Source organism: Tahibacter soli, from assembly GCF_025717065.2.
GTDB lineage: Bacteria > Pseudomonadota > Gammaproteobacteria > Xanthomonadales > Rhodanobacteraceae > Tahibacter > Tahibacter soli.
In genome coordinates this window covers 23,624-47,029 of sequence record NZ_JAOVZO020000011.1, presented here as the reverse complement: position 1 = coordinate 47,029, position 23,406 = coordinate 23,624, and the positions used below count along the sequence as shown (strand labels likewise).

22 protein-coding genes are annotated in these 23,406 nt (G+C 67.8%); 11 read left to right on the top strand and 11 right to left on the bottom strand.

Annotated elements, in window-relative coordinates:
* Positions 1–35 precede the first annotated feature (35 nt).
* A complete protein-coding gene (locus OD750_RS08345) occupies positions 36–1,253 on the bottom strand; it encodes a helix-turn-helix domain-containing protein (RefSeq protein WP_263541128.1) in 1,218 nt (405 codons plus the stop codon).
* A gap of 337 nt (positions 1,254–1,590) precedes the next feature.
* The gene (locus OD750_RS08340) at positions 1,591–2,607 is read right to left on the bottom strand and encodes a glycoside hydrolase family 5 protein (RefSeq protein WP_263541127.1); all 1,017 of its coding nucleotides are present in this window, start codon (positions 2,605–2,607) and stop codon (positions 1,591–1,593) included.
* A gap of 170 nt (positions 2,608–2,777) precedes the next feature.
* Between OD750_RS08340 and OD750_RS08335 the strand changes: the two genes are divergently transcribed.
* Both OD750_RS08335 and OD750_RS08330 read left to right on the top strand, forming a co-directional pair.
* On the top strand, positions 2,778–4,844 hold the full coding sequence (locus tag OD750_RS08335; protein ID WP_263541126.1) for an amidohydrolase family protein: 2,067 nt from the start codon (positions 2,778–2,780) through the stop codon (positions 4,842–4,844).
* Between the two features lie 140 nt (positions 4,845–4,984).
* On the top strand, positions 4,985–6,352 hold the full coding sequence (locus OD750_RS08330; protein WP_263541125.1) for a zinc-dependent metalloprotease: 1,368 nt from the start codon (positions 4,985–4,987) through the stop codon (positions 6,350–6,352).
* 52 nt (positions 6,353–6,404) lie between these two features.
* On the opposite strand, the gene OD750_RS08325 is transcribed toward OD750_RS08330, so the two are convergent.
* The 3 genes from OD750_RS08325 to OD750_RS08315 form a co-directional block, all read right to left on the bottom strand.
* Positions 6,405–8,735: a TonB-dependent receptor gene (locus OD750_RS08325; RefSeq protein ID WP_263541155.1), complete on the bottom strand. Its 2,331-nt coding sequence runs from the start codon at positions 8,733–8,735 to the stop codon at positions 6,405–6,407.
* Between the two features lie 410 nt (positions 8,736–9,145).
* Positions 9,146–9,445, bottom strand: a complete 300-nt coding sequence (locus tag OD750_RS08320; RefSeq protein WP_263541124.1) for a hypothetical protein — start codon at positions 9,443–9,445, stop codon at positions 9,146–9,148.
* On the bottom strand, positions 9,442–9,987 hold the full coding sequence (locus tag OD750_RS08315) for a DUF6622 family protein (RefSeq protein WP_263541123.1): 546 nt from the start codon (positions 9,985–9,987) through the stop codon (positions 9,442–9,444). The genes OD750_RS08320 and OD750_RS08315 overlap by 4 nt, the downstream gene beginning before the upstream one ends.
* A gap of 322 nt (positions 9,988–10,309) precedes the next feature.
* Between OD750_RS08315 and OD750_RS08310 the strand changes: the two genes are divergently transcribed.
* Positions 10,310–11,629, top strand: a complete 1,320-nt coding sequence (locus OD750_RS08310) for a reverse transcriptase family protein (protein WP_263541122.1) — start codon at positions 10,310–10,312, stop codon at positions 11,627–11,629.
* Between the two features lie 430 nt (positions 11,630–12,059).
* On the opposite strand, the gene OD750_RS08305 is transcribed toward OD750_RS08310, so the two are convergent.
* Positions 12,060–12,488, bottom strand: a complete 429-nt coding sequence (locus OD750_RS08305) for an NIPSNAP family protein (protein WP_263541121.1) — start codon at positions 12,486–12,488, stop codon at positions 12,060–12,062.
* Positions 12,489–12,667: 179 nt separating this feature from the next.
* Between OD750_RS08305 and OD750_RS08300 the strand changes: the two genes are divergently transcribed.
* Positions 12,668–14,632, top strand: a complete 1,965-nt coding sequence (locus OD750_RS08300; RefSeq protein WP_263541120.1) for a hypothetical protein — start codon at positions 12,668–12,670, stop codon at positions 14,630–14,632.
* A gap of 12 nt (positions 14,633–14,644) precedes the next feature.
* Here the strand turns inward: OD750_RS08300 and OD750_RS08295 are convergent, their stop codons facing one another.
* Positions 14,645–16,117, bottom strand: coding sequence for a hypothetical protein (locus OD750_RS08295; protein ID WP_263541119.1), 1,473 nt, complete (start codon positions 16,115–16,117; stop codon positions 14,645–14,647).
* 152 nt (positions 16,118–16,269) lie between these two features.
* Between OD750_RS08295 and OD750_RS08290 the strand changes: the two genes are divergently transcribed.
* Positions 16,270–16,638: a YajD family HNH nuclease gene (locus OD750_RS08290; protein ID WP_263541118.1), complete on the top strand. Its 369-nt coding sequence runs from the start codon at positions 16,270–16,272 to the stop codon at positions 16,636–16,638.
* An 829-nt stretch (positions 16,639–17,467) separates the two neighbouring features.
* Here OD750_RS08290 and OD750_RS08285 read toward each other — a convergent pair.
* On the bottom strand, positions 17,468–17,635 hold the full coding sequence (locus OD750_RS08285) for a hypothetical protein (protein WP_263541117.1): 168 nt from the start codon (positions 17,633–17,635) through the stop codon (positions 17,468–17,470).
* A gap of 16 nt (positions 17,636–17,651) precedes the next feature.
* On the bottom strand, positions 17,652–18,167 hold the full coding sequence (locus OD750_RS08280; RefSeq protein ID WP_263541116.1) for a hypothetical protein: 516 nt from the start codon (positions 18,165–18,167) through the stop codon (positions 17,652–17,654).
* Between the two features lie 172 nt (positions 18,168–18,339).
* Here OD750_RS08280 and OD750_RS08275 point away from each other — a divergent pair, with 172 nt between their 5' ends.
* The 3 genes from OD750_RS08275 to OD750_RS08265 all read left to right on the top strand — a co-directional run bounded on the left by OD750_RS08275 (position 18,340) and on the right by OD750_RS08265 (position 19,593).
* Entirely contained in the window at positions 18,340–18,798 is a 459-nt protein-coding gene (locus tag OD750_RS08275; protein ID WP_263541115.1) for a hypothetical protein, read from the top strand.
* Positions 18,799–18,826: 28 nt separating this feature from the next.
* Positions 18,827–19,132 (top strand): NIPSNAP family protein, encoded by a 306-nt coding sequence (locus OD750_RS08270; protein WP_263541114.1) that lies wholly within the window; start codon positions 18,827–18,829, stop codon positions 19,130–19,132.
* Positions 19,133–19,236: 104 nt separating this feature from the next.
* Entirely contained in the window at positions 19,237–19,593 is a 357-nt protein-coding gene (locus OD750_RS08265; RefSeq protein WP_263541113.1) for a carboxypeptidase-like regulatory domain-containing protein, read from the top strand.
* Positions 19,594–19,639: 46 nt separating this feature from the next.
* Here OD750_RS08265 and OD750_RS08260 read toward each other — a convergent pair whose 3' ends face one another.
* Positions 19,640–20,605, bottom strand: a complete 966-nt coding sequence (locus tag OD750_RS08260; protein WP_263541112.1) for an alpha/beta fold hydrolase — start codon at positions 20,603–20,605, stop codon at positions 19,640–19,642.
* Positions 20,606–20,763: 158 nt separating this feature from the next.
* Here OD750_RS08260 and OD750_RS08255 point away from each other — a divergent pair, with 158 nt between their 5' ends.
* From OD750_RS08255 to OD750_RS08245, 3 genes are read left to right on the top strand one after another with little or no spacing between them, the layout of a single operon-like run.
* The gene (locus OD750_RS08255) at positions 20,764–21,603 is read left to right on the top strand and encodes a helix-turn-helix domain-containing protein (protein WP_263541111.1); all 840 of its coding nucleotides are present in this window, start codon (positions 20,764–20,766) and stop codon (positions 21,601–21,603) included.
* Between the two features lie 4 nt (positions 21,604–21,607).
* Entirely contained in the window at positions 21,608–22,123 is a 516-nt protein-coding gene (locus tag OD750_RS08250) for a hypothetical protein (protein ID WP_263541110.1), read from the top strand.
* Between the two features lie 10 nt (positions 22,124–22,133).
* Positions 22,134–22,547 carry an LIC_13387 family protein gene (locus OD750_RS08245; RefSeq protein ID WP_263541109.1) on the top strand — a complete coding sequence of 138 codons (414 nt, stop codon included), beginning with the start codon at positions 22,134–22,136 and terminating at the stop codon, positions 22,545–22,547.
* 58 nt (positions 22,548–22,605) lie between these two features.
* Here the strand turns inward: OD750_RS08245 and OD750_RS08240 are convergent, their stop codons facing one another.
* The gene (locus OD750_RS08240; protein ID WP_263541108.1) at positions 22,606–23,325 is read right to left on the bottom strand and encodes a hypothetical protein; all 720 of its coding nucleotides are present in this window, start codon (positions 23,323–23,325) and stop codon (positions 22,606–22,608) included.
* Positions 23,326–23,406 lie beyond the last annotated feature (81 nt).

The following is a 23,406-nucleotide window of genomic DNA, read 5'->3' as shown; positions in this document are numbered from 1 at the left end:
GTGGCGCGCGGTTCGGCGCCGTGGGAACACTCTACTCACGCCGGCAGCGCGGCCGGGAGTAACAAGATCGTCGTGAATCCCGCGAGCGGCGGCGCCAGCCAGCGCTGGGCGCGCGCGCGGCCGATCGAGCGGACGCGGCCGGCCGCTTCGAGGTCGACCAGCGCGCGCTGCACGGTGCGCTGGCTGTCGCCGAGCGCCAGCGCGAGCGCCGAGGTGGACCACGCCGCGCCGTCGGCGAGCAGCGCGAGCAGCGACGCTTCTTCGCCGTCGATCGGCGGCACGAGCACGGCGACGGCACGCGCATCGCGCGGCGACAGGGCAAAGCCGTGCGGCGTGGCTTCGATGTCGGCGAACGGCGCGACGAGCGCGCGCAGGCGGCCGATCTCGACGCGCAGGCGCGCGCGCAGCGTGTCGTCGGGATGGCGCGTGCGAAACACCTGCGCGATGAGCGCGTTGCGGTCGACATCGCCCGGGCAGCCCTGCGCGAGCGCGCGCAGCAGCGCGAACAGCACGGGCCGCCGCGCGAGCGGCAGCCACGCGTCGCCCGCGCGCAGGCCGCGGCGGCACGCGTCGACCACGAGCGCGCCGGACGCGAGCAGCGCTTCCACTTCGTGCAGGCGCAGCGGCGTTTCGTGGCCCGCGTGGATGCGCCGCGCGGCGGCGCGATCGAGCGCGGCGCGGGCGTCGATCACTTCGGCGACGAGCGCCGGTACGCGGGCGCGTTCGGCGGCGGCGGCGGCACGATCGAACGCCGCGCCCGCGACGGCGGTACGCAGCGAGCGCAACGCGACTTCGGCCGTGGCGAGTTCGGCGACGGCTTCGAGCGACGGCGAAAGGCCCGATGCGTCGAGTCCGGCGAGCGACGCCGCCGCTACGTCGAGCCGCCCGAGCAGCAGCGACCGGCGCGCGGCGATCAGGCGCGCCTGCAAGGCGTTGGCGCGATCGGCGCGCGCGTCGAGCACGGCCGCGGCGTCGGCGAGTGCACGCGGCGAACCGGCGAAGTCGCGCATGGCGAGCGCGACTTCGGCTTCGGCGACGACGCAGCGTGCGCGCGCCAGCGCCTCGCGTGCGCCGAAGCGGCGCGCGGCGAGGCGCAGCAGTTCGCGGGCGCGCGGATATTCGCCGAGCTGCGCCATGGCGATGCCGCGCAACGCGAGCGCGGGCGGGTCGTCGCGCAGCGCGACGCGATTGAGCGCGCCGAGCGCATCGCCCGCGGACAGCGCGCGCGCGGCGGCGGCGATCAGGGAGTCCATCGGGCGAGGCTAGCGCGCGGCGGCGGGTTTCGCACGGTGTTGCGGCGCGTGCGCCGCGAAAACCGGAAACCGACGCGATCGTGCGCGTCGCCCCCTCACCCAACCCTCTCCCCCAAGCAAGCTTGAGGGAGAGGGCTCAAGCGGCGCGACGCCTGATTCTTCGGCTCCTTCTCCCCCAAGCGCGTTGGGGGAGAAGGTTGGCCGCTCGTGCGCATCCTGCGCCCGCGGCATTAGTACATCCATGTACGTCAGGTGAGGGGGGCGACGCCAAGGTGTTCGCTGCGGCAAAGGACACGCCGATCTTTAGTTACTTTATGGATTTTCCACTGAAGCAAAGCTACTGAAATCCGTCCGCAAAAATCTGATCGCTCGCAAAAAACGGCCGCAGCCACGCCATCTGCGGCCGGTCGACCGTGTAATTGTTCGTCGGTTCGAGCGTAAAGATGTACTCGCCCCACTGCGGCCCGGCCGCCCACCACGTCCAGCCGAGCCACACGTCGGTATTGCCCGCGAGATGGCCGAGCGCGCTCGTCACGGCCGCGCGGCAGTCGTCGTTCGCGCCGCCCGCGAACTCGCCGAGAAAGCCGCGCTTGCCGCGTTCGCGCAGCCACTGCGTGACCGCCGCGAGCTGCGCGGCGCCGTTGACCGCGTTGCACCACGACGACTGCCCGGAATAGTCGCCGTCGAAGTACTGGTGCAGCTCGTAGGCGTAGTGGTTGAGCGGATCGACCACCCCGCTCATGACCGTGCCGTTCGGCGTGCCGTACCAGTTCTGCAGCCAGCTGTGCGCGCCGGTCCACGCGTTGCCGGGAACGAGTATCCACTGCTGCGCGCCCGCGTTGCGGATGCCCGAGATACCGGCGTTCGCGGCCGACAGCCAATCCTCGGTCGGCATGTTGTTCGGCTCGTTCATCAGGCCGAACATCACGTTGGCATCGTCGCGAAACGCCGTCGCGAGCCGGTTCCAGAAATCGGTGAACGCGGCGCGCGGCACGGCGGCGCTGCCGATGACGTTGCCGTTGTAGCGCGCGTAGTTGTGCGGATCGAGAATCACCGAGATGCCCGCGGCGCGCGCGTCGTCGACGATGCGCCGCAACGCCGCGAGCTGCGTCGCGTCGAGCGCGCCGGACAGCGCCGGCTGCAGCCGCTCCCACAGAAACGGCACGCGCACGACGTTCATGCCCGCGTTGCGGAAGTAGCGGATTTCGTCGCCGTTCGGCCAGAAACTGGTGCCGTTGAACTCCGCGCCGGCGAGGTTTACGCCTGCCCATTCCACGGCGGCACCCGCCGATGACGCGGCGCAGGCGAGTACCGCCGCGCCGAGTACCCTGAGTCGCTTGTCGTTTCGTCGCATGCCGGCTCCCGTTCGTCGCAGGGATGATGCAAATTTGCGTCCGGCTGCGCTGCGACCCGCGCCTCACTGCGCCCGAGGCGCGACCGGTCGCGCCGCTACGCTGCACCGCCGCTTGTCTTCGGCACCCGCCTCGCCGACTCTTCGATGCTCACTCCCGCCGAGAACTTCCGATGCTCCGCCTTACCGCGCTCGCCCTCGCCCTGTGCCTTCCGCTGTCCGCGCTCGCGGCCGAACAGGTCGCCTACACCGCCGTCTTCGGCGGCCGCAACGTCGGCCACGTCAAGATCGACATCGACGGCCGCAAGGCCAAGGTCGACTTCAACATCAAGAACAACGGCCGCGGCCCGACCATCGCCGAAGCCATCACGTTCGACGACGCCGGCCTGCCGGTCGACTGGAAGATCACCGGCACCACCACGTTCGGCAGCAAGGTCGACGAAACCTTCGCGCGCGCCGGCGCGCGCGCGACGTGGAAGGATTCCACCGGCCCCGGCAAGGCGTCGCCGAAGGATCCGACGGTCTACGTCGCGCAGAGCGGCAGCCCGTGGTCGAACCAGATCTACCTGCGCGCGCTGCTCAAGCGCGCCGACCTGTCGATGCCGGCGCTGCCCGGCGGCACGCTGCGCCTGGAGAAGGGCGCGACGCTCACCGTGCAGGGCAAGGGCGGTCCGCGCGAGGTGACGCGCTACGACCTGTCGGGCATCGACACCACGCCCGAAACGCTGCTCGTCGAGGCCGACGGCACGCTGTTCGCCACGGTGTCGCCGAACGCGATCGTCGTGCGCGAAGGCTACGAGGGCGAGGAAGTGCGCCTGCGCAAGCTCGCCGCCGACTGGGTGACCGAGCGCTACGTCGGCATCCAGCGCGACGTGGCGCACCAGTACGGCGGTCCGGTGCGCATCCGCAACGTGCGCGTATTCGACGCGCAGACCGGCACGCTGACCGCGCCGGTCGCCGTGCTCGTCAACGGCCGCGAGATCGCCGCGATCGAACCGCTTGACAGCCCTGCCACGCCGGGCGAAACGACGATCGACGGCGCCGGCGGCACGCTCGTGCCGGGCATGCACGAGATGCACGCGCACGTCGGCCAGGACAGCGCGCTGCTGAACCTTCTCGCCGGCGTGACGACGATGCGCGACATGGGCAACGACAACGCCGTGCTCGACACGCTCGTGCGCCGCATCGACGCGGGCGAGATCGCGGGGCCGCACGTCGTGCGCTCGGGCTTCATCGAGGGCCGCAGCCCGTTCAGCGCGAACAACGGCTTCGTCGTCGACAGCGAGGAAAAAGCGATCGACGCCGTGCGCTGGTACGCCGCGCGGGGCTTCTGGCAGGTAAAGGTATACAACAGCATGGACCCGAAGTGGGTTCCGGCCGTCGTCGCCGAGGCGCACAAGCTCGGCATGCGCGTGGCCGGCCACGTGCCGGCGTTCGCCACGGCCGACCAGATGATCGAGGCGGGCTACGACGAACTCACGCACATCAACCAGTTCGTGCTCGGCTGGGTGATCAAGCCCGACGAGGATACGCGCACGCTGTTCCGTCTGACGGCGCTGAAGCGCCTGCCGGCGCTCGATCTCGCCAGCCCGAAGGTGCAGCGCACGATCGACGCGATGGCGCAGGGCAAGAAGGCGATCGACCCGACGCTCGGCATCCACGAGCAGCTCACGCAGAACCGCGACGGCAAGATTCCGCCGGGCGCCGTGGACTACTTCGACCATCTGCCGATCGGCACGCGGCGCGACATGATGAAGGCGTGGGTCGACACTTCCGCGCCCGGCGACGACAAGGCGTATCGCGACGCGTTCGACAAGCTGATCGGCGTGGTCAAGCAGCTGCACGATCGCGGCGTGTTCATCGTGTTCGGCACCGACACGGGCGGCTCGTTCACGTATCACCGCGAGTTGGAGCTTTACCAGAAGGCCGGCATGACCGCACCGGAAATCCTGAAGCGCGCGACGCTCGACAGCGCGCGCTATCTCGGCGAGGACCAGCGCCTGGGTTCGATCGCGAAGGGCAAGCTCGCGAGCTTCTTCCTCGTGCCGGGCGATCCGACGCAGGATCTGAAAGCCATCAAGAAAATCGCGATGGTCGTGAAGGACGGCGTGTTCTACTACCCGAGCGAGGTGTATCCGAAGTTCGGCATCACGCCGTTCGCCGACAAGCCGGCGGTGACCGAGGCGCCGAAGACCGCGAGCGTGCCGCCGGCGGCATCGGCCGAGCACGCGCACTTCTGATCGACGCGATATCGCGAACGCGGCGGTGCCGCGTTCGCGATGCCGTGGCGCCGGCGTTCGCGGCCGTGATGGCGACGTCGCCCTCTTTGCGCTTTGGATTGCGTACCATCGCCGGTCGTCACGTCTTTCCGAGGCCGATCATGACGAGCGCCATCCGCGCCGGGCTCGCTGTACTCTTCCTTCTCACCGCCGCGCGCTCGTTCGCCGCGACCGGCGTCGACGCGGCGACGTTCCTGCGCCAGACCGAGCGCTACGCCGAGGTGCGCGTCACCGGCGTGCGGGCCGGCGACGCCGCGGTCGCGCTCGAGCTGCGCCGCTTCGAGGTGTTCGCGCGCAACGTGCAGCTCGTCGCCGACGACGGCCACGACAACGTCAAGCCTCTGCCGCGTCCGCTCACGCGCTACTACACCGGCCGCGTCGCCGGCGACGGCGGCGGCAGCGTGTTTCTCGCGGTGGAACCCGACGGCCGCGCGCGCGGCATCGTCGATCGCGACGGCGCCGCCGCGTCGATCGACGGCGACGCGACGCGCGCACTGCGCCTCGTGCCGATCGATACGAGTACACCGCGCACCGACGGCGGCTTTCGCTGCGACAGCGACGATCTCGCGCAGGCGCGCGGGATCGTCGAGAAGGCACGGGCCGGGCAGGCGCAGGCCGCAACGCCGGCCGGCGTCACGCGTCCCTATCGCGCACGCGTCGCGATCGAAACGGATTACGAATTCTTCCAGAAATTCAACGATGCGCCGCGTGCTATCGCCTATGTCGGCGACGTGATCGGCTACGCGTCGACGAAATACACCGCGGAAATCGATACGCGCCTCGAAGTCGTCTACGTGCGCCTGTGGACGAGCGCCGACGATCCGTGGTCGAACGAAACCTCGTCGAACTGCGCGCTGTACGGATTCGGCACGTACTGGAACGCGAACATGACCGGCGTGTCGCGCACCTTCGCGCACATGCTGAGCGCGCGGCAGACGAGCGGCGGCAGTGCGTGGATCGGCGCGCTGTGCGCGGCGCCGTTCTCCGTGCAAATTTCCGCCGGCAGCTGCAACTTCGGCAGCGGCACGCTGAGCGCCGGCGGCGACTACGGCTACACCGGCCGACTGAACGGCGCGTTCGACCCCGGCAATCCGCAGGTGATCTGGGACGTCGAAGCGCCGGCGCACGAAATCGGCCACAATTTCAATTCGCCGCACACGCATTGCTACAACGGCATCGGCGGCAATCCCGATCCGATCGACCGGTGCTACAACGGACAGATCGGCTGCTACTCGGGCGTCACGTCGCTGCCTGGCCCGGCCGGCCAGGGCTCAGGGACGATCATGAGCTACTGTCATCTTCTCTCGCCCGGCATGGCGAACATCAGCATGAACTTCGGCACCGGACATGCCTACGGCACCGCGCCGGAGCGCGTCGCGACGCGCATGAAGAACTACGTCGCGGATCTCGCGCAGACGAATCCCGGATGCGTGGTCGACGATACGCTGTTCGCCGACGGGTTCGAATAGCGGCGCCGCGCGCAAGCCGGCGCGCGAACGCCGGCTTGCCGAATTCGTCCGACTACCAGTTGTAGTTGAGCGACACGCCGACGATGCGCGGCTCGTTGTACACCGCGGCCATGTAGTTCTCGATCACGCCCTTCAGATTCTTCTCGTTCGTGATGTTGCGGCCGAACAGCGCCACTTCGTACGCGCCGTAGCCGCCGGAATAGCCGAGCTTCACGCCGCCTTCGAAGTTGCCGTTCGAGTTGAATTCCACCGAGTCGTACAGCACGAAGCTCGTGCGGCCCTGCTTGTTCCAGTCGGTCGCGACGAAGAACGTGCCGCTGTCGCTGACCGGAATGTCGTAGCGCGCCGCGAGGCTCACGTTGTACTTCGGCGCGTTCGGCAGCGGGTTGCCGTCGATCTGCGCGAAGGTGTTGTTGCCGATGCGGATCGTCGGGTCGTTGACCGTGCACACCACCACGCCGTTGAGCGCACAGACCTGCGCGTAGACGCGCTTGTCCTTTATTTCGCTCTTGAGCAGGCTCAGGCCCGCGGTGATCGACAGGTTCGGGATCGGGCGCCAGTCGAGATCGGCTTCGAGGCCGTGGGCCTTCGCCTTGTCGGCGTTGAACAGCACGCCGTTGCCGTTGGCGTCGTTGCCGTTGAGCTGGATGTCGTCGACCGTGTAGGCGAATCCGGCGACGTTCAGGCGCAGGCGATTGTCGTCGAGGCTCGTCTTGATGCCCGCCTCCCACGACAGGATGGTTTCGGAGTCGGCCGTGGTGAAATCGGCATTGAACACCGCGGAGCGGCCCTGGATGGTCGGCCCGCGAAAGCCGCTGGCCACGCGCGCATACAGGCCCACTTCGGGGCTGACCGTATACATTGCGCTCAAATCCCAGCTCGGCGTGCGGTCGGACATCGTCACGTCGCGACGGCCGGTGTAGGTCACGACGCCGGCCGCCGTATCGGCGGTCTTGATGAGGCGCGTGCGCTTGCTGTCGTCGGTCTCGCGCACGCCGGCCGTCAGCGTCAGCGCGTCGGTCGCCTGGTAGCTCAGTTGTCCGAACACGGCCCACGACGTGTTGCTGTTGCGCAGGCGCACCCAGTTGTTCGGATTGTTCGCCGGCAGCGTGAGGAACCACGCGCGCTGGTAGAAGTCGGTGGTGTCGCGACCGCTGAACCAGAACGCGCCGGTCTGCCATTGCAGCGCGTCGTCGTTTTCGCTGGCGAGACGGAACTCCTGCGTGTACTGGTCGAGATCGCGCACGCGCCCCATCGACTGGCCGTAGCCGTTCGGCGCGCCGTTGAACGGATAGTTCACGGCGGCGCCGCCGTCGGTGTCGCCGCGGCTGTAGCCCGACGTGGTTTCGTACGCGCTGATCGACGTGAGCGACATGCCGTCGAAGCGATACGTCGCCTTCACCGAACCGCCGTAGGTCTTGTAGGCCTGCGGGTTGTCGTTCGCTTCGTCGTAGGCCACCTCGTCGCGCGGCACGTCGACCTTGTTCGAGCCTTTCACGATGGCGTTGCGCAGGAACAGCGTTGAAGTGCCGTCGTAGTCGCGCGCGTGCGCCGAGGCGAGCAGCGAGAAATCGTCCGACGGTTCGAGCAGCAGCTGCACGCGCACGTTGCGGTCGTCGTAGCCGCCCATCGCGTCTTTCTTCGGCGCGACGGTGCCGTCGGCGCTGGGGCCCGCGTAGACGTTGCTGACCCAGTCGTCGCGGTGCTGGTACAGCGTGGACACGCGGAACGACGCGGTGTCGTTGATCGGCCCGCCGAAGCCGCCGTCGAACGAGAACGTGCCGTAGCTGCCGTAGCTCGCCTGCGCGCGGCCGGCGTATTCGCGACTCGGCTTGATGCTGTCGAACTTGACGATGCCGGCCGTGGTGTTGCGCCCGAACAGCGAACCTTGCGGACCGCGCAGCACTTCCACCTGGTCGAGGTCGTACACCGGATTGGATTTGAGTACGACGTGCTCGAGCACGACGTCGTCCTGGATGATCGACACCGGCTGCGAGGCGCCGAGATAGAAGTCGATGTTGCCGAGGCCGCGAATGTAGAAGCGCGGGAAGATGCGCCCGGTGGTCGTTTCCGCGTACAGCGACGGCACGCGGCCGGACAGCGCGAGCAGCGTATCGTCGCCGCCGGCGGTGTAGTCGCGCATGGCGTCGCCCTGCACGACGCCGACCGATACCGGTACTTCCTGCAGATTCTCCTCGCGCCGCTCGGCGGTCACCGTGACGGCTTCGAGCGCCGTGGTCGCGGTGCCCGACGAATCGCGCTGCGTCTGCGCGTCGGCGATATCGGGTTGCGTGCTGTCGGCGGCCGATGCGGCGAACGCGACCGACGCGAGCAACAGGCTGGCGCAGGCGCGGGCGAGCGCGTGTTTGCACGGCAGAGCGATCGCGCGAACGGCATGGCCGACGCGGCTGCGCGTCGCAAGGTGAAATTCAGGGGAGGCAGACATCGAGGACGTTCCTTTCGTGACGCGTGTGGCGCGATTGCGTCCGGCTTGCTGCGCCGTCGGCACCGTGGCGGACAGTTCCGCAGGGCGGCACGCTAGGACAAACGTGTTGCAGGGCAGTTGCATGCGACGGCTTTCGGCGTCGCTGGCGCATCGTCGCGCGACGGGCAATACGGCGGCCGGATCGGCGCTCCGTCGCGCGTATGACAAGGCTTCGCCGCGAGGGAACCATCCGTGCCGATTTCGACGGAGCTACCGGTTTTCACCGAAAGGCAGCGCGCGCCGGCCCTTTCCCGATACGCACCGGGCCATGCCTCGCCTCGCAGGAATAGCCGATGTCTCCCGCACATTCATGCCGCGCCGCGTTCGCCATCGCCGCCGCCGCGCTCGCGCTGTCCGCCGTTGCCGCGGAAGCGTCGAAAAACAGTACGAACGCTGGACGTAACCGCGAACTCGGCCGCCGCTACTTCGAAGAAGTGTGGAATCGCGGAAAAGTGGACTCGCTCGACGAACTGCTGGCGCCCGACGACGTCAACTACACGCCGAATCCGCCGCCCGGCCCCGGCGGACTCAAGCCGATCGTGCCCGGCATGCGCACACTGGCGCGTGACCGACGAGCTGTCGCTGATGAAACAGCTCGGCGTCGTCAAGTAGCGCCGCCGGCCGTACGATCGGCGTCCGCGTCGACCCACTCGCCGAGGTCGATGCGCGGCGCCGCGCGATACGCGCGCAGAAAGCGCAGCGCCCAGCCGGAGAAGTAGCCGGCGCTGACGCCCGACACGACGACGTCCCATGCGAGATACGCCGCGCGCGCCGCCGGATGCATCGCCGCGGCGACGTTCAGCGCGTAGTGCGCGCCGAAGATCGCGAGGATGCGCGCGAGCGGAATCGCGCTGCCGGCCTGCAATACGAGCTTGCGCCGCGCATCGACCTCGAGCGGCACCGGCAGCGCGACGCCGAGCACGCCGCCGGCGGCGGCGCCCGCGAGCCACGACAGCAGCGTCTGTCCGGGATCGTGGCCGAACAGGCCGATCACTCCCCAGGCCACGAACAGCGCCGGCATCACGAACACTTTCGCGACCGGCGCGACGCCGGTGCGCAGCCGTCGCGCGCCGCGGTAAGCGAGATACGCGAACAGCGCGAACACCCACGGCGGTGTGCCGGCCAGTATCTTCATCACGGGAATCGACATCGCAGGTCTCCTCGATCGACGGTACGCATCGTGCGCTGCCGGCGCGTCGCGCGGCAGATGCCGGAAAGCATCACTTCGAGGTGCCACAAGTCATCCGCGCTTGCACGCGTCACCGACCCGGTGATGTACTCGCGCCGCGACCGCCCGCTTCCAGTCTTCGTTCGCTACGCGCAGGCGCATCGAACGCTGCGGGGTTACCCCGCGGTAGCACGCTTCTTCGGCATTGCACGGCATCGACGCATGTGCGCTGCGCGCACGGCGGTCGACGCATCGCCAGCAGGTGGAAGCGGTGCGGTCGCCCCGAATTCGCAAGGCTCGTTCAATGCGTAGTCCGAACCCGCGCGTCGTCGCCCGCCACCTCGCCATCGCCGCGCTCGCCGGGCCCTGGAACGCCGTCGCGCTCGCGCGCCGCTTCGTCGCGAGTTTTCGGCCCGCGCCGCACTGGCTGGCCGATCTGGCGCGCGCACTCGTCGACCGCTACGACGCCGCGCAGGCCGCCGCGCTCGACGTCGACACGCTGACCGATCGCCTGCATCGCGACGCGCTCGTGCGCGACGGCATCGCGCGCGGCGAGATTCCGGTGCCGCGCACCGCCGTTGCCGATGTCGGACCGCCGAGCCTCGACGTACCCGGCCTGCCCGTCATCACGACCGACGCCGAACTCGCCGACCGGCTCGAACTCGACGCCGGCGAACTCGTCTGGCTCGCCGACGAATGGTCGCAGGAAGCGCGGCGCGCCGAAGGGCCGCAGCGCCACTACCGCTATCGCTGGCTCGCACGCGACTACGGCCCGGACCGGCTGATCGAAATGCCGAAGCCCCGCCTGCGCGACGCGCAGCGACTCATCCACCAGGCGCTGCTGCGGCACGTTCCCGTGCACGCCGCCGCGCAGGGCTTCGTGCGCGGACGCGGCGCGATCGGACACGCGCGCCTGCACACCGGCGCCGCGTGGGTGGTGCGGCTCGACCTGTCGCAGTTCTTCTGCCGCATCACGCGCCCGCGCGTGCGCGGCGTGTTCGCGCTGCTCGGCTACGACGCGCGCGTCGCGGCCCTGCTCGCCGCGTTGTGCACCAATCGCGTGCCGACGCCAGTGATCGCAGCCGCGCCGCACGGCGCACCGTCGTGGGAACAACGCCAGTTGTTGCGTATGCCGCATTTGCCGCAAGGCGCGCCGACGTCGCCCGCGCTCGCCAATCTCGTCGCCTATGCGCTCGACGTGCGGCTCGCCGCGCTCGCGACGACGTTCGGCGCGACGTATTCGCGCTATGCCGACGACCTGACGTTCTCGCATCCGCGCTGGTCGCGCGCCGCCGCGTCGCGCTGCGCGCGCACGGCCGCCGTCGTCGCGGCCGAGTGCGGCTTCACGATCAATCCGCGCAAGACGCTCGTGATGGGCGCGCAGCATGCACAGACGGTGACCGGCGTCGTGGTCAACCGCCATGCGAATCTCGCGCGGCGCGACTACGACCGGCTGAAGGCGATCCTCGCGAACTGCGTGCGGCACGGTCCCGCGTCGCAGAATCGCGACGGACGCGCCGATTTCCGCGCGTGGCTACGCGGCCATCTGGCGCATGCGCAGGCGATCAATCCGGCGCGCGCGGGCAAGCTCGTCGCGCTGTACGCGCGCATCGACTGGAACTGACAACCGGCGCGATCGAAAAACGTAAGCATCGGCAAGACCGTCACGGTCGCCGGGGGAACACCGATGCCATCGCTGCGCACGCCGCGCGGCTGCTTCGCCATGGGCGCGCACGGTCGTCGCGACATTTTCAGTCTGCGCGCAGCCGTTCTCCGTCGCATTCCTGCCCGACAGCACGCGCGCCTACGTCTCGATATCGCTGCGCTCATCAGTCATGACTGCCGCCCCCGTCCGTGACAAAGCCCCGCGCAATGCTTCTGCTCGGTTACCTGCTGCTCTGTCCGACCGCTTCCTCTCATCGTCACGACGCAACTGCACAAGACGGATTCGCGGCGCACACAACGACCCGGGCGCGTGACGCCGGGGGGCTGTCCGCCGACACGACTTCCGGTGCGTGAGGTTTCCCGAGGTTTTCGAATCGCGTTCCGCGCGTTCAGCGCGACGGTTCGGCGATCCGCCGCGGCGAGTACGCGGTCGGTCGCAGCGTGCGATCGGACAGCACCTGCACGAGCGGCTTGTCGCCGCGCGTGCGGCGCTTGATGTCCTTCCATTCCTCGTCGGCCATGAAACCGTCCCACGCGGCTTTCATGGTCGCCTCGTCGGGCCAGTCGAGCAGATACGCGAACTCGATGCGGCCGTCGTTTTGCGTTTCCCACGTCGCGACGATGCGAAAGCCGTAGCGCGCCATGATGCGCATCGCGTGGTCGCGAAAGCGGTCGTGGAACGCCGGCTTCGTATCGTCGTAGATCTGGTAGATGCGCAGTTGTTGCACTGTTTCTTTGTGCGTCTGCGCGTCGACGGCGAGCGCCGTGCCTGCGGCGAGCGCGAACGTCAGCGCCAGAATCCGGATCGTCCTGTTCATCGCGCGAGTATTGCCGCGAGCGTGCCTTGCGGTTCGGCGCATACGCCGAACCGTGGCGCCGATACGCCGTCCCGTCGCGCATTGCTTGGGGAGCACGGCGTCGTCCGCGTCGACGGCAGAGCGAATCGTGAGGCCGGCAGCTTTCCGAAAGCGCCGCTTCGGGTAGCCTACGGACAATCTTGAACGCCGACGCCGACGTGACCGAAACGACCACGAAAACCGAACGCACTTCGTCCCGCTACGCGTGGATCGCCACGGCCCTCTTCGTCATCGCGTTCTCTTGGGTGGCGTTCCGCTACGGCTGGGCCACCGCGTCGCCGACCGTCGACGAATCGTGGGGCGCCGTCGTCGGCTGGGCATGGCTCAAGGGCCTGCGCTGGGGCGTCGATCTCGTGTTCACCTACGGGCCGCTCGGTTTCCTGCAGCCGAACGCGCCGTATACCCCGGAGTTGTTCGGCACGTTTCTCGCGGGCCAGGTGGCGCTCACGCTCGGCTATGCGTTCGTCTTCGGCTACTGCTTCCACTGCCTCGGGGCTTTCGCGCGCGTCGCGTTCGCGATCGTCGTGCTCGCCGGCGCCGTGTTGTCGGCCGATACGCTGCTGCTCGGCGCCGCCATCGTCGCCGCCGTCGCGCTCGACCGTTTCATCGCGCGCTCGCAGGACGACCGCCGCGTCTGGGTCGCGCTCGCGATCGTGGCGCTCGTCGTCTGCGCCGCGGGCCTGATCAAGTTCTCGGCGTTTCCGCCCGCGGTCGCGCTCGCCGGCGTCGGCGCGTGGCTGTTCGCGCGTCAACGCCGTTACGCCGCAGCCGCGACCTGGCTGCTCGTCTGGCTCGCCGCCCTGCTCGTGTTGTGGACGTTCGCGGGCGGGCAACGCATCGGCGACCTGCCGGCGTACCTGCGCACGAGCCTGGCAAGCGCCTCGGGCTACGGCGCGGCGATGGGTCTGGAAGCGCCGGCCGCGGCGCTCGCGCTCGGCGTCACGGCGCTCGTCGCCACGTTCGCCGCGATCGCCGCAGCGCTCCTCGCTTCGTGGCGCGAACACGGCAGCCGCGCGCTCGTCGTCGGCGCGCATCTGGCGCTGTGCCTGTGGATCGCGTGGCGCGCGAGCTTCACGCGCGCCGACGTGTGGCACATGTACTTCTTCTTTTCGCTGGCGTGCTGCGTCGTGTTCGCGCTGCTCGCGCTGCGCACGCGCCGGCGCGCGACCGCGCTCGTCGCCTGCGCGACGCTGTGCGTCGCGGCGTCGGTCGCCGCAACGGTGCAGTGGGTGCGCGAACAGCCGGACATCATCGAGATCTCGCGCGCACGCCTGACCACGTCGCTGCCGTCGACGACGCGCGAGAAGTTCGATCGCCACCGCACGATGCTGCAGCGCCAGTTCGGCCTGCCGACGATACGCGGCATCGTCGGCGACGCGCGCGTGGACCTCTTCGGCTGCGGCCAGGCGTCGGTGCTGCTCAACGGGTTCACCTACGCGCCGCGGCCGGTGATGCAGAGCTACGCGGCGTACACCGAATCGCTGCGGCGCATGAACGAGGCGTACCTGCTAGGGCCGCAGGCGCCGCCGTTCGTGCTGATCGATTCGTGCGCGATCGACAAGCACGTGCCGACCGGCGACGACGGCCTCGCGCTGCTGGCGATCCTGCGCGCGTACCAGCCGGCGGCGGTCGAGAAGAACCTCCTGCTGATGCGCCGGGTGCCGACGGCGAATCCGGCGCCCGTGCCGGCGCCGGCGTGCCCGTGCACGCCGCTCGCGCGCGGCGACTGGCTCGACGTGCCCGAAGGCGGCGCGACGCTGATGCACGTGCGCTACGACCTGACGTTCGCCGGAAAACTGCGCGCGTGGCTGCTGAGCGAACCGATGCTGATGCTCGAAACGCAGTCGGCGAACGGCGTGACGGCCTCGTATCGGTTGCCGCGCCATGTCGCGCGCGGCGGCTTTCTGCTGTCGCCGATGCTCGGCGACGCGCAGTCGTACCTCGCGTGGTACTTCAACGACGAGCGCGTTACGGTCGCGCGCGTGCGCGTCGTCGTCGATTCGCCCTCGCACGAATCGCTGTTCGCGCCGGCCATGGAAGCCGGCTTCACGCCGATCGAGATACCCGACGCGACCGAGCGCGGCCAGAAGGCGCCGGGGCGGTAGTCGCGAGCCTCGCTACTCGTCGAGCACGGCGCGCATCCACGCGAACTTCTGCGGTCCCCAGACGTTGCCGGGCCGCGAGCGGCAGCTCGCGCCGACAATGAGTTGAGCGCCCTGCTTCGCGATGCTCTGGCCGAAGCAGCTCGCCGGCGGTCCGAACAGCGAGAAGTGATTCGACGTGAAGCGGCTTTTTCCACCATTGCCGAATGCTGCATCGAGCGAACCGTCGAAGTTCGCGCGCGCGAGCGCGATCTCGAAATGCGACCCGCCGGAAGCGCTGGCGACGTAGCCGCCCGCGACGATCTGCCGGTACTGCACGAGCAGCGAGCCGACGCGCCGCCAGCCGGCCTGGATCGCGACCGAGGTCGCGATCGACGCCGATTCCGACGGTCCGTCGAACGGTATCAAGAGCTTGCCGTCGCCGGAGAAACCCGCATCGAGCGTGCCGTCGTCCTTGAGCACCGCGAGCGCGAAGGCGTCGACGGTACTCGTTTGCGAATGGCCCGCGACGACGATGCGGCGGCTCGTGTGGTTCGGATCGAGCGCCAGCTCGCTGATCGCGACGTCGCGCGCACCGCTCATGCGGCCGGCGAGGTAAGTCAGCCGCGTGCGGCCGGTCAGATAATTGCCGAACGTCGCGTCGAGCGCGCCGTTCGGCATCAGGCGCGCGACGACCGTGTCGTAGCCGTTCGCGCTGCTCGCCTCGCCGGCGACGATAATCTTGCCGTCGGGCTGCAGCGCGAGTGCGCCGGCGTTGTCGTAGCTGCTGCCGTCGGAGCCCGTCAGACCGAACGTGACGAGGCGCCTGCCGTCGCCGTCGAACGACACGTCGAACGCGCCGTCGGGCATGAGCCGTACGAGCGCCATGTCGGACGCGACGGCGCCGGTGCGCACGCTGCCGAGCACGACGATCCGGCCGTCGGGCTGCACGGCGACACGCGTCGCGACGTCGATGTTCCCGCCGCCGAGATCGAACGGAATCACGCGCACGCCGTTCGTCGCGAACGTGGGGTCGAGTCCGCTGCCGTCGGCGCGCACGCGTACGACGAGGAAGTCGTTCGCGTTCGAATCGGGCCCGAGATACGTGCCGGCGACGACGATCTTGCCGTCGGTCTGCAGCGCGAGCGCGTACGGATGGAAGCTGCCGCCGTCGTGCTGCACGGTGCCGGGCACGACGAGCCGGCCGAAGCCGTCGCCGAAGCCCGGATCGGGCGTGCCGTCGGCCAGGAGGCGCGCGACGGCGAGCCGGTTCTGGCTCGGCGTCACGTCGAACGGCGTGACGCCCGCGATGCCGGCGGCGACGATGCGTCCGTCGGGCATCACCGCGGTTTCGTACAGGTTGTCGTCGACGAACGCCTGCTGGAAATCGACGATGCGCGCGCCGTTCGTGCCGAACGCGATATCGGGATACCCTTCGGCGGCGACCGCGGCGGAGGTCGCGGCGATGCCGAACATCGCTGCCAGCGCGTTGCGTGCGAGCGGATTCATCACGGATCTCCGAAAAGCAGTCGCCGTAGACAACGCCGGACGACGCGAAAACCGTACGCGATGCCGGCGCTTTACCGATGCCGCGACGGTTGATAGCTTGCGCGGGCGAGCGCCGCGGCGCCGCACGACCCACGGCGCAGGAACGAAAGGCGATGGCAGCGAAGACACCCGACACGAAAAAACTCGACGCGATCGTCGCGCAGGCGCGCCGCGACAGCGAAGCGCGCCAGAGCGGCTACCGCGAGCAGGCGCTCAAGCTGTATCCGTGGGTATGCGGCCGGTGCGGTCGCGAATTCGACCGCAGCAACCTGAGCCAGCTGACGGTGCACCATCGCAACCACAACCACGGCGACAATCCGGCCGACGGTTCCAACTGGGAACTGCTCTGCCTGTACTGCCACGACAACGAGCACCAGCGGCAGCTCGAAGCCGGCAATTCGATGGGGCTCGACGACGAGGTGAAGCCGGCGACGTCGAATCCGTTTGCGGGGTTGGCGGATATGCTCAAGAAGCGGGGGTAGCGGGTTTTGCGGTACGGATGTTGCGGGTGCGGGCGCACCCGCATCGGCGAAAACCGTGCCTCGACGAGATCGTCGGCGTCGCCCCCTCACCCCACCCTCTCCCCCAAGCGAGCTTGGGGGAGAGGGCCAAAGCGGCGCAGCGCCGGAATCCTCGGTTCCTTCTCCCCCAACCGCGTTGGGGGAGAAGGCTGGGATGAGCGCGGCTAGCGGGTTTTGCGGTACGGATATTGCGGATGCAGGCACACCCGCATCGGCGAAAACCGATCCTCGACGAGCGCGTCGACGTCGCCCCCTCACCCCACCCTCTCCCCCAAGCAAGCTTGGAGGAGAGGGCCAAAGCGGCGCAACGCCGGAATCCTCGGCTCCTTCTCCCCCAACCGCGTTGGGGGAGAAGGCTGGGATGAGGGGGCGACGTTCGATGGTCCGGCGAGGCCAGGAAAGTATCGAAACGCTTTACTTTGAAAAGTTAATTTTTTAATAGGTATCAACCACCGCCGCGATTTCTTCGCCGCCGTCTTGCCCACATTCCCCGGCAACACCCGCCGCAACAACCACACCATCGCCTCGCGCACCTGCCGCGCATTGACGCCGGCTTCGATCGCCAGCGCCGCGCGATCGAACGCGGCCGACAGCAGTTGCGCCAGTGCGTGCTGATCGACGTGATCACGCCGATACCGCCGAGCGGCAGTACGACGCGAACGCGCTGCCGGCGTGACGCGCGAGGGCGCCGCAAGCCATACCTCGGTTTTCGCCAGGCCATGTCGCGTGGCGCAGTCAAGTCACATGGCCGGCAACGCCCGCGCGGGCTGGCACACAAGTCGGGAACCGGCTAGAAACGTTTGCTGGTTCCAAGATCCGGGTCGCTGTTGCGCAATATCTCGACGCCGGGATCCTTGAACACGGGCGTTGGCACCGCGGGCTTGTCCGGTGTCTTGCCTTGATTGCCCGACTGGGGCTTCGGATCCGAGGGCTTGCGATCGTCGGACGACTGGCTCATGACATCCTCCTTACCGTTATGGAAGCAATGCGAATATCCACGCGACGACTTGCACAAAGAGCAGGAAAATCAGCGCATAAATCTTGGGGTACTGACGTGTCAGGGACCGTCTGTTGCTTTCGAAGTGACCTTCTTTGAACTTCGCCAACTCCTCGTAGACCACATCGAGGTCGACCGGATTCGATCGATCCGCGAACTGGCCGAGAATGATCCGCGCCGACGAATGCAGCTTCCAACCGGCCTTGGGGCGCAACAGGTCTGCCACTACCAGCAGCGAGACGAACAGCGCAGTCAACGCAACCGCCGCGGACACTTGAGTCAAGCAATCTGCGCCGGCTTGCGGCTTGCTCAACATCGTCAAGACTTCGCGCCCGAGAAAAGTCGCAACAAGCCCGCACAACGTGCCGATTGCCACCGCGCTTTGCCGAACGGAAGCCAAAGTCGCATCCTGAAGATCGAGGCCTTTCTTGCTTTCGTCGTACGCGATCTTGCAAATCTCGGCGCGAATTTCTTCCGGCATTTTCGTCGCCATGAATATCGACACCCAACCAGACGTGCTTCGACTACTGTCGTTCGGGCTCCCGACCTCTCACCGCTGCGAACCGATCGGGGACCGACGGGCTCCGCACTGCGCAAAACGCTGCGCGCTGCCGCCCGCAACGTGATACTGCGCGACATCCAGCACGGTCGGAGAGGAGGCATCGATGACATCGTCCGAGAATGCGACATCGCCGCGGATCGCCGGATTCGTGCTGCCGGAACAACTGCAACGGCTGATCGACATCGGCATGTGGCCGGCGCGCGTGGATCCCGGCTGCGTCAAGGCGTTCGCGCCGAACGAATCCACGCTCGATCTGTGCCATCCGAAAAGTTTCGCGACGATCGCATCGCACCTGCGCCCGCCCGGCGGAATGACGCCCGAACAATGGGCCGTCCAGGACATCGATCCCGACCGCACGCTCATCATTGCCGACTTCGGGCTCGGCTCCGATGCGCCGATCGCGCTCGACTATCGCCATGACGCGAGCGAACCGTCGGTTATCCGCCTCGTCTGGGGCGAGGGAGAAAGACCCAGGCCGCCGAACCGCTGGCAGCAGGTGGCGCCGACGTTCGACGGCTTCTGGGCCATGATCCGGCTGCGCCGCGACGCGGACGATCGGTAAGAATGGGCGCCTTTCGACAGGAGCCGCCATGATCACCTGCTACATCCGCTACATCGTCGATCCGTACAAGCTCTCCGAATTCGAGCACTACGGCAAACTGTGGATACCGCTCGTCGAGAAGTTCGGCGGTACGCATCACGGGTATTTTCTGCCGTCCGAAGGCGCCAGCGACGTGGCGTTGGCGATGTTCAGTTTTCCGAGCCTCGCCGCGTACGAGGACTATCGCTCGCGCTCGTTCGGCGATGCCGACTGTCAGGCCGCCGTGCGCTACGCGCAGGAGACGCGCTGTTTCCTCAGCTACGAGCGCAGTTTCTTCCGGCCGGTGTTTCGATGACCCAAGCCGGACGATAGGCGAGGCAACACAATTGCGCATTGTGGAAGAGCCGCGTCCGCTCGCGCGGGCGCCGGCCTTCCACGCCCCCGCAACGGAGTTCCGCCATGCCGTTCACGAAGCTGCTGTCCGCCGCGCTGTTCGCCGTCGCCCTCGCCGCTCCGCCGATCTGCGCCGCGCAGACGACGGGCACGATCGCAGGCACCGTGCTCGACAAGACGACGAAGAAGCCGGTTGCGGACATCATCATCGTCCTCACCGGCACGAGCCTTGAGAGCGAAGAGATCGCGCACAGCGGCAACGACGGCGGCTACCGTTTCGCGAATCTGCAGCCCGGACTCTTTACGGTCAGCGTCGTCAACGACGGCTACAACCCCTACGAACGCCGCGATCTCGCGGTCAACGCGGGCCAGACGTACCGGCTCAGGATCGAACTCGTGCCGAATCCGTCGGCCGACAAATGATCGCGTCGGGGCACCGGCCGCCCTCGGCGACCGGTGCCTGGTACAGCTACGCCCGCCACAACGCCCGCAGCTCCTCCACGATCACCTCCGGAAATTCTTCCGGGAAGAACAGTTTCGCGCCTTCGATGCGCCGCACGCCGCGCGCGTTCGGAAACGTGTTCGCGAGGTAGTCGGCGCTCTCCTGCTTGAAGATCGGATCGCCGGTGCCCCACACGATGCGCACCGGCAATGTGCACTTTTTCAGTTTCGCCTCGATGCCGGCGAGCGGGTTCGGGTCGAGTCCGATCGCGTAGGCGTTGGTCAGCTTCGTGCGCTCCGGCGTCGCCACGAGCGGCTTGAAGTAGTAGTCGATCGTCTCGTCGGCGAGCTTGTCGGGATACGTGAAGCAGAACGGACCGATGCCGTTCTTGTCGGTGCGCGCGTAGTGCTTGTCGTTGATCTGCGGCACGAACGTGTCGGTCGCGAACGTACCCTTGCGCGCCGCTTCGATCACCGGAATCACGAGCGGCGGCGGACTGTCGAACTCGGCGTCGCACGTCGTCAGCAGCAGGGTGCGCACGCGTTCGGGATCCCGCGCGACGAAGAGCTGCGCCACCGCGCCGCCGCTGTCGTTGGCCACGAGATCGACCTTCCCGACCGACAGATGATCGAGCAGCGCGACGAGCATTTCGACCTGCGCGTCGGGCGCGACGCTCTGCCCCGGCGCGACTTCGGTATAGCCAAGGCCCATGAAGTCGGCCGCGATGCAGCGTCGCTCGCCCTGCAGGCGGTCGATCGCACCGCGCCACTGGTAGCTGTTGAGCGGAAAGCCGTGCAGGAACAGCACCACGTCGCCGCGACCGCGATCGACGTAGGCAATGCGGCCGAAGCGCGTCTTCGCATAGCGCCGCGCCGCCGTGAACGACGCCACAGTGAACGGCGCGTCGCCGCTCGCCGCGCCGAATGCCGGTGCGCCGAATGCGCCCGCTGCGAAGGCGCCGGCCGCGATCTGGAGGAAGTGTCTGCGTTGCATGTCGTGCTCCATCGAGTGATTGGATGGCGCACATCATTGGCATCGCAGGGCATGCGCTCAATGTCGTGCGAGGTCATCGCCGCATGACGTCGCAGGTCATGGTTTCCGTGTGGGCCGCGCCGTAACATGTCGGGCCATCGCAGCAGCCGGTTCGTCGCGTGGAACGCATCAACTCGTCGTCATCGTCCGCACCGGCCACGCCCGTGGGCGCGCTACTGCGCGAATGGCGCGCCGCCCGGCGCATGAGCCAGCTCGATCTCGCGCTCGAAGCCGGCGTCTCGGCGCGGCACATGAGCTGCGTCGAGACCGGCAAGTCGCAGCCGAGCCGCGAGATGGTGATGCGCCTGGCCGACACGCTCGACATGCCGCTGCGCGAGCGCAACGCGCTGCTCGTCGCAGCCGGTTACGCGCCGAAATATCCCGAGTCGGCGCTGGCGACGCCGGAGCTCGCGCAGGTGCGCCGCGCGATCGAATTCATCCTCGCGCAGCAGGAGCCGTATCCCGCTTTCCTGCTCAATCGCCACTGGGACGTGCTGATGGCCAACCGCGCCGCGCAGCGCGTCAACGCGTACGTCATGCGCGGCCGGCAAAGCCCGCATACGAACATGATCCGGCAGATTTTCGACCCGGACGATCTGCGCGCCGCGGTGGCTAACTGGGAAGAAGTGGCAGGCGATCTGATCCGCCACCTGCACGGCGAAGTGGCGGCGTCGCCGACCGACGAGAAAGCGCGCGCGCTGCTCGACGAAGCGCTCGCCTACCCCGGCGTGCCGGCGCGCTGGCGCCGCCGCGAACTCGACCACGCGCCGCGCCCGCTGATCACGACGGTGCTGCGCCGCGACGACGACGAATTCCACTTTTTCTCGACGATCACGAAGTTCGGCACCGCGCGCGACGTGACGATCGACGAGCTGCACATCGAATGCTGCTTCCCGGTCGACGAGGCGACGATCGCGCATTGCCGGCGGCTCGCGCGCGACGACACCGGGGAAGGCTGACGCCATGGCAACCGCCGCGCAGTCGACCAGCTTGCCGATCGGGCTTGCGCTTCACCCGTTCGCGATCGGCAGCGCCGTGCTGTTCGGCCTCCTCGCATCGCATCCGATGCTCGCGCTGCTGATGGTGCTCGTCGTGCCGTTCGTCGCGATCTGGGCGCTCGTCACGTTCGTGTTGCTCGTACGGCGAGCGCACGAGCGCCGCGTGCGCGTCTGGTTGCTCGCGATCTGGGCGCTTGCGGTGGCCGTGCCCGTGATGTTGCACAGTTATCGCGCACACGCCGTTCGGGCGCAGGCCGACGCTCTGGCTACCGCCGTCGAATCGCATCGCGCGCAGCACGGGCAGTGGCCGGCGAAACTGGCCGACGTCGGCTTCGACGACGAGGCGATCGCGCAACGGTGGCGCCTGTGGTATCGCGCCGACGAGGGCAACCCGGCGCTGTACTATCGCGCGACGCTGATGCTGTTCGATCTATACGACTACGACTTCGAGCGCCGCGAGTGGCGGCTGCTTCCCGACTGAAGGAACGCCCATGCTCGCGCAATCGTTGCTGGCGGCCAGTGCCGCGATCTTCCTCGTGCTCGGCACTATCCACCTCGTCTACACGTTCGCGTCGAACAAGTTCTCGCCGCGCGACGCCGCGCTCGAAGCGCGCCTGCGCGAAGTGTCGCCGGTGATCTCGCGCGAGACGTCGATGTGGAACGCCTGGATCGGTTTCAACGCGAGCCACAGCTACGGCGCGACGCTGTACGGCCTCGTCTACGGCTATCTCGCGATCTTTCGCTTCGACGTACTGCGCGCGATGCCGTTCGTACTCGCGGTCGGCTTCGCGTTTCTGGCGGGCTTCGCGATCGTCGCGGTGCGTTACTGGTTCAGCATTCCGCGGAACGGGATTCTGCTGTCGCTGGCGTTGTACGTCGCGGCGTGCATCGCCGCCTATGCGTAAATTCACGGCGTTGCCGTTCTTCGACGAGCGGGTCTACGCGGCCGGGCGCTGAGCGGCATCAAGACGAGACGTACAAGAAGCTGCGGCCACGCTCATAGTTGTCGATGAAGTTCGCGCGCAAGTTCGGCAGCAGTTCGTCCCGCATCTCCTCGCAGAGGAATCCCTCAAGACTCTTGAACTCTTCTTCGCACACGAAGATGGCTCGCCCCTTTCCGTCGAAGTATTCGTAGAACGCGTGGGTCATCCCCTTGCGCTGATAGCCGACCTCGACCGCAAAGATGCCGCGCTCGACGACCATGCCGTGATATCTGAGCACCGTCCTGCGATACCGGCGCGCTCCGCTTTGCATCAACGACAGAGGCATCGATGCAAGCGACTGTCCTCGCTCCAGTCGACGATCCAGATCGGCATGCTTGACCATGGTCTCCGAAAGCGTCGACCAGGAACGATCCAGGCCCAGCCGATTCTCGAGCTCACGAAGCGCGTCGTCGTTTGTTTCGGGCGTGCCCAGCCAGTAGCTGTCTCGCTCGGAATCCGACATCCGTGAATGACGTTTGCGATCGTATGCCCGAGCCTCGTCGTTTTCGTAGAAATTGGCAAAATGTATGTTCTGCGGGACCGCCAGGCTCTGCAAGTGCCGCTCGAATCCATACTCCGAAAACGCTTCCGCCGGAAAATCTTCGATCCCGTACTGCTGGAAAAGCCCGTCCGGCGTCGACCATGGCTGGTACTCCTCCGGCGTCATCACCGTTTTGTAGTGCATCAAATCCAGTCCCACGCGAGCGCTCCTGCGTCCACCGTCGACCAAGCATGTCGCACGCCCCGGCCGTCGTCGAGCGCCGGTTCGCGCATGCTTCTG

Bases quoted from the DNA above. Each gene is read 5' to 3' on its own strand.
- OD750_RS08345 (WP_263541128.1), bottom strand. From the start codon at position 1,253: ATGGACTCCCTGATCGCCGCCGCCGCGCGCGCGCTGTCCGCGGGCGAT.
- OD750_RS08340 (WP_263541127.1), bottom strand. From the start codon at position 2,607: ATGCGACGAAACGACAAGCGACTCAGGGTACTCGGCGCGGCGGTACTC.
- OD750_RS08335 (WP_263541126.1), top strand. From the start codon at position 2,778: ATGCTCCGCCTTACCGCGCTCGCCCTCGCCCTGTGCCTTCCGCTGTCC.
- OD750_RS08330 (WP_263541125.1), top strand. From the start codon at position 4,985: ATGACGAGCGCCATCCGCGCCGGGCTCGCTGTACTCTTCCTTCTCACC.
- OD750_RS08315 (WP_263541123.1), bottom strand. From the start codon at position 9,987: ATGTCGATTCCCGTGATGAAGATACTGGCCGGCACACCGCCGTGGGTG.
- OD750_RS08310 (WP_263541122.1), top strand. From the start codon at position 10,310: ATGCGTAGTCCGAACCCGCGCGTCGTCGCCCGCCACCTCGCCATCGCC.
- OD750_RS08305 (WP_263541121.1), bottom strand. From the start codon at position 12,488: ATGAACAGGACGATCCGGATTCTGGCGCTGACGTTCGCGCTCGCCGCA.
- OD750_RS08295 (WP_263541119.1), bottom strand. From the start codon at position 16,117: ATGAATCCGCTCGCACGCAACGCGCTGGCAGCGATGTTCGGCATCGCC.
- OD750_RS08290 (WP_263541118.1), top strand. From the start codon at position 16,270: ATGGCAGCGAAGACACCCGACACGAAAAAACTCGACGCGATCGTCGCG.
- OD750_RS08285 (WP_263541117.1), bottom strand. From the start codon at position 17,635: ATGAGCCAGTCGTCCGACGATCGCAAGCCCTCGGATCCGAAGCCCCAG.
- OD750_RS08280 (WP_263541116.1), bottom strand. From the start codon at position 18,167: ATGGCGACGAAAATGCCGGAAGAAATTCGCGCCGAGATTTGCAAGATC.
- OD750_RS08275 (WP_263541115.1), top strand. From the start codon at position 18,340: ATGACATCGTCCGAGAATGCGACATCGCCGCGGATCGCCGGATTCGTG.
- OD750_RS08270 (WP_263541114.1), top strand. From the start codon at position 18,827: ATGATCACCTGCTACATCCGCTACATCGTCGATCCGTACAAGCTCTCC.
- OD750_RS08265 (WP_263541113.1), top strand. From the start codon at position 19,237: ATGCCGTTCACGAAGCTGCTGTCCGCCGCGCTGTTCGCCGTCGCCCTC.
- OD750_RS08260 (WP_263541112.1), bottom strand. From the start codon at position 20,605: ATGCAACGCAGACACTTCCTCCAGATCGCGGCCGGCGCCTTCGCAGCG.
- OD750_RS08250 (WP_263541110.1), top strand. From the start codon at position 21,608: ATGGCAACCGCCGCGCAGTCGACCAGCTTGCCGATCGGGCTTGCGCTT.
- OD750_RS08245 (WP_263541109.1), top strand. From the start codon at position 22,134: ATGCTCGCGCAATCGTTGCTGGCGGCCAGTGCCGCGATCTTCCTCGTG.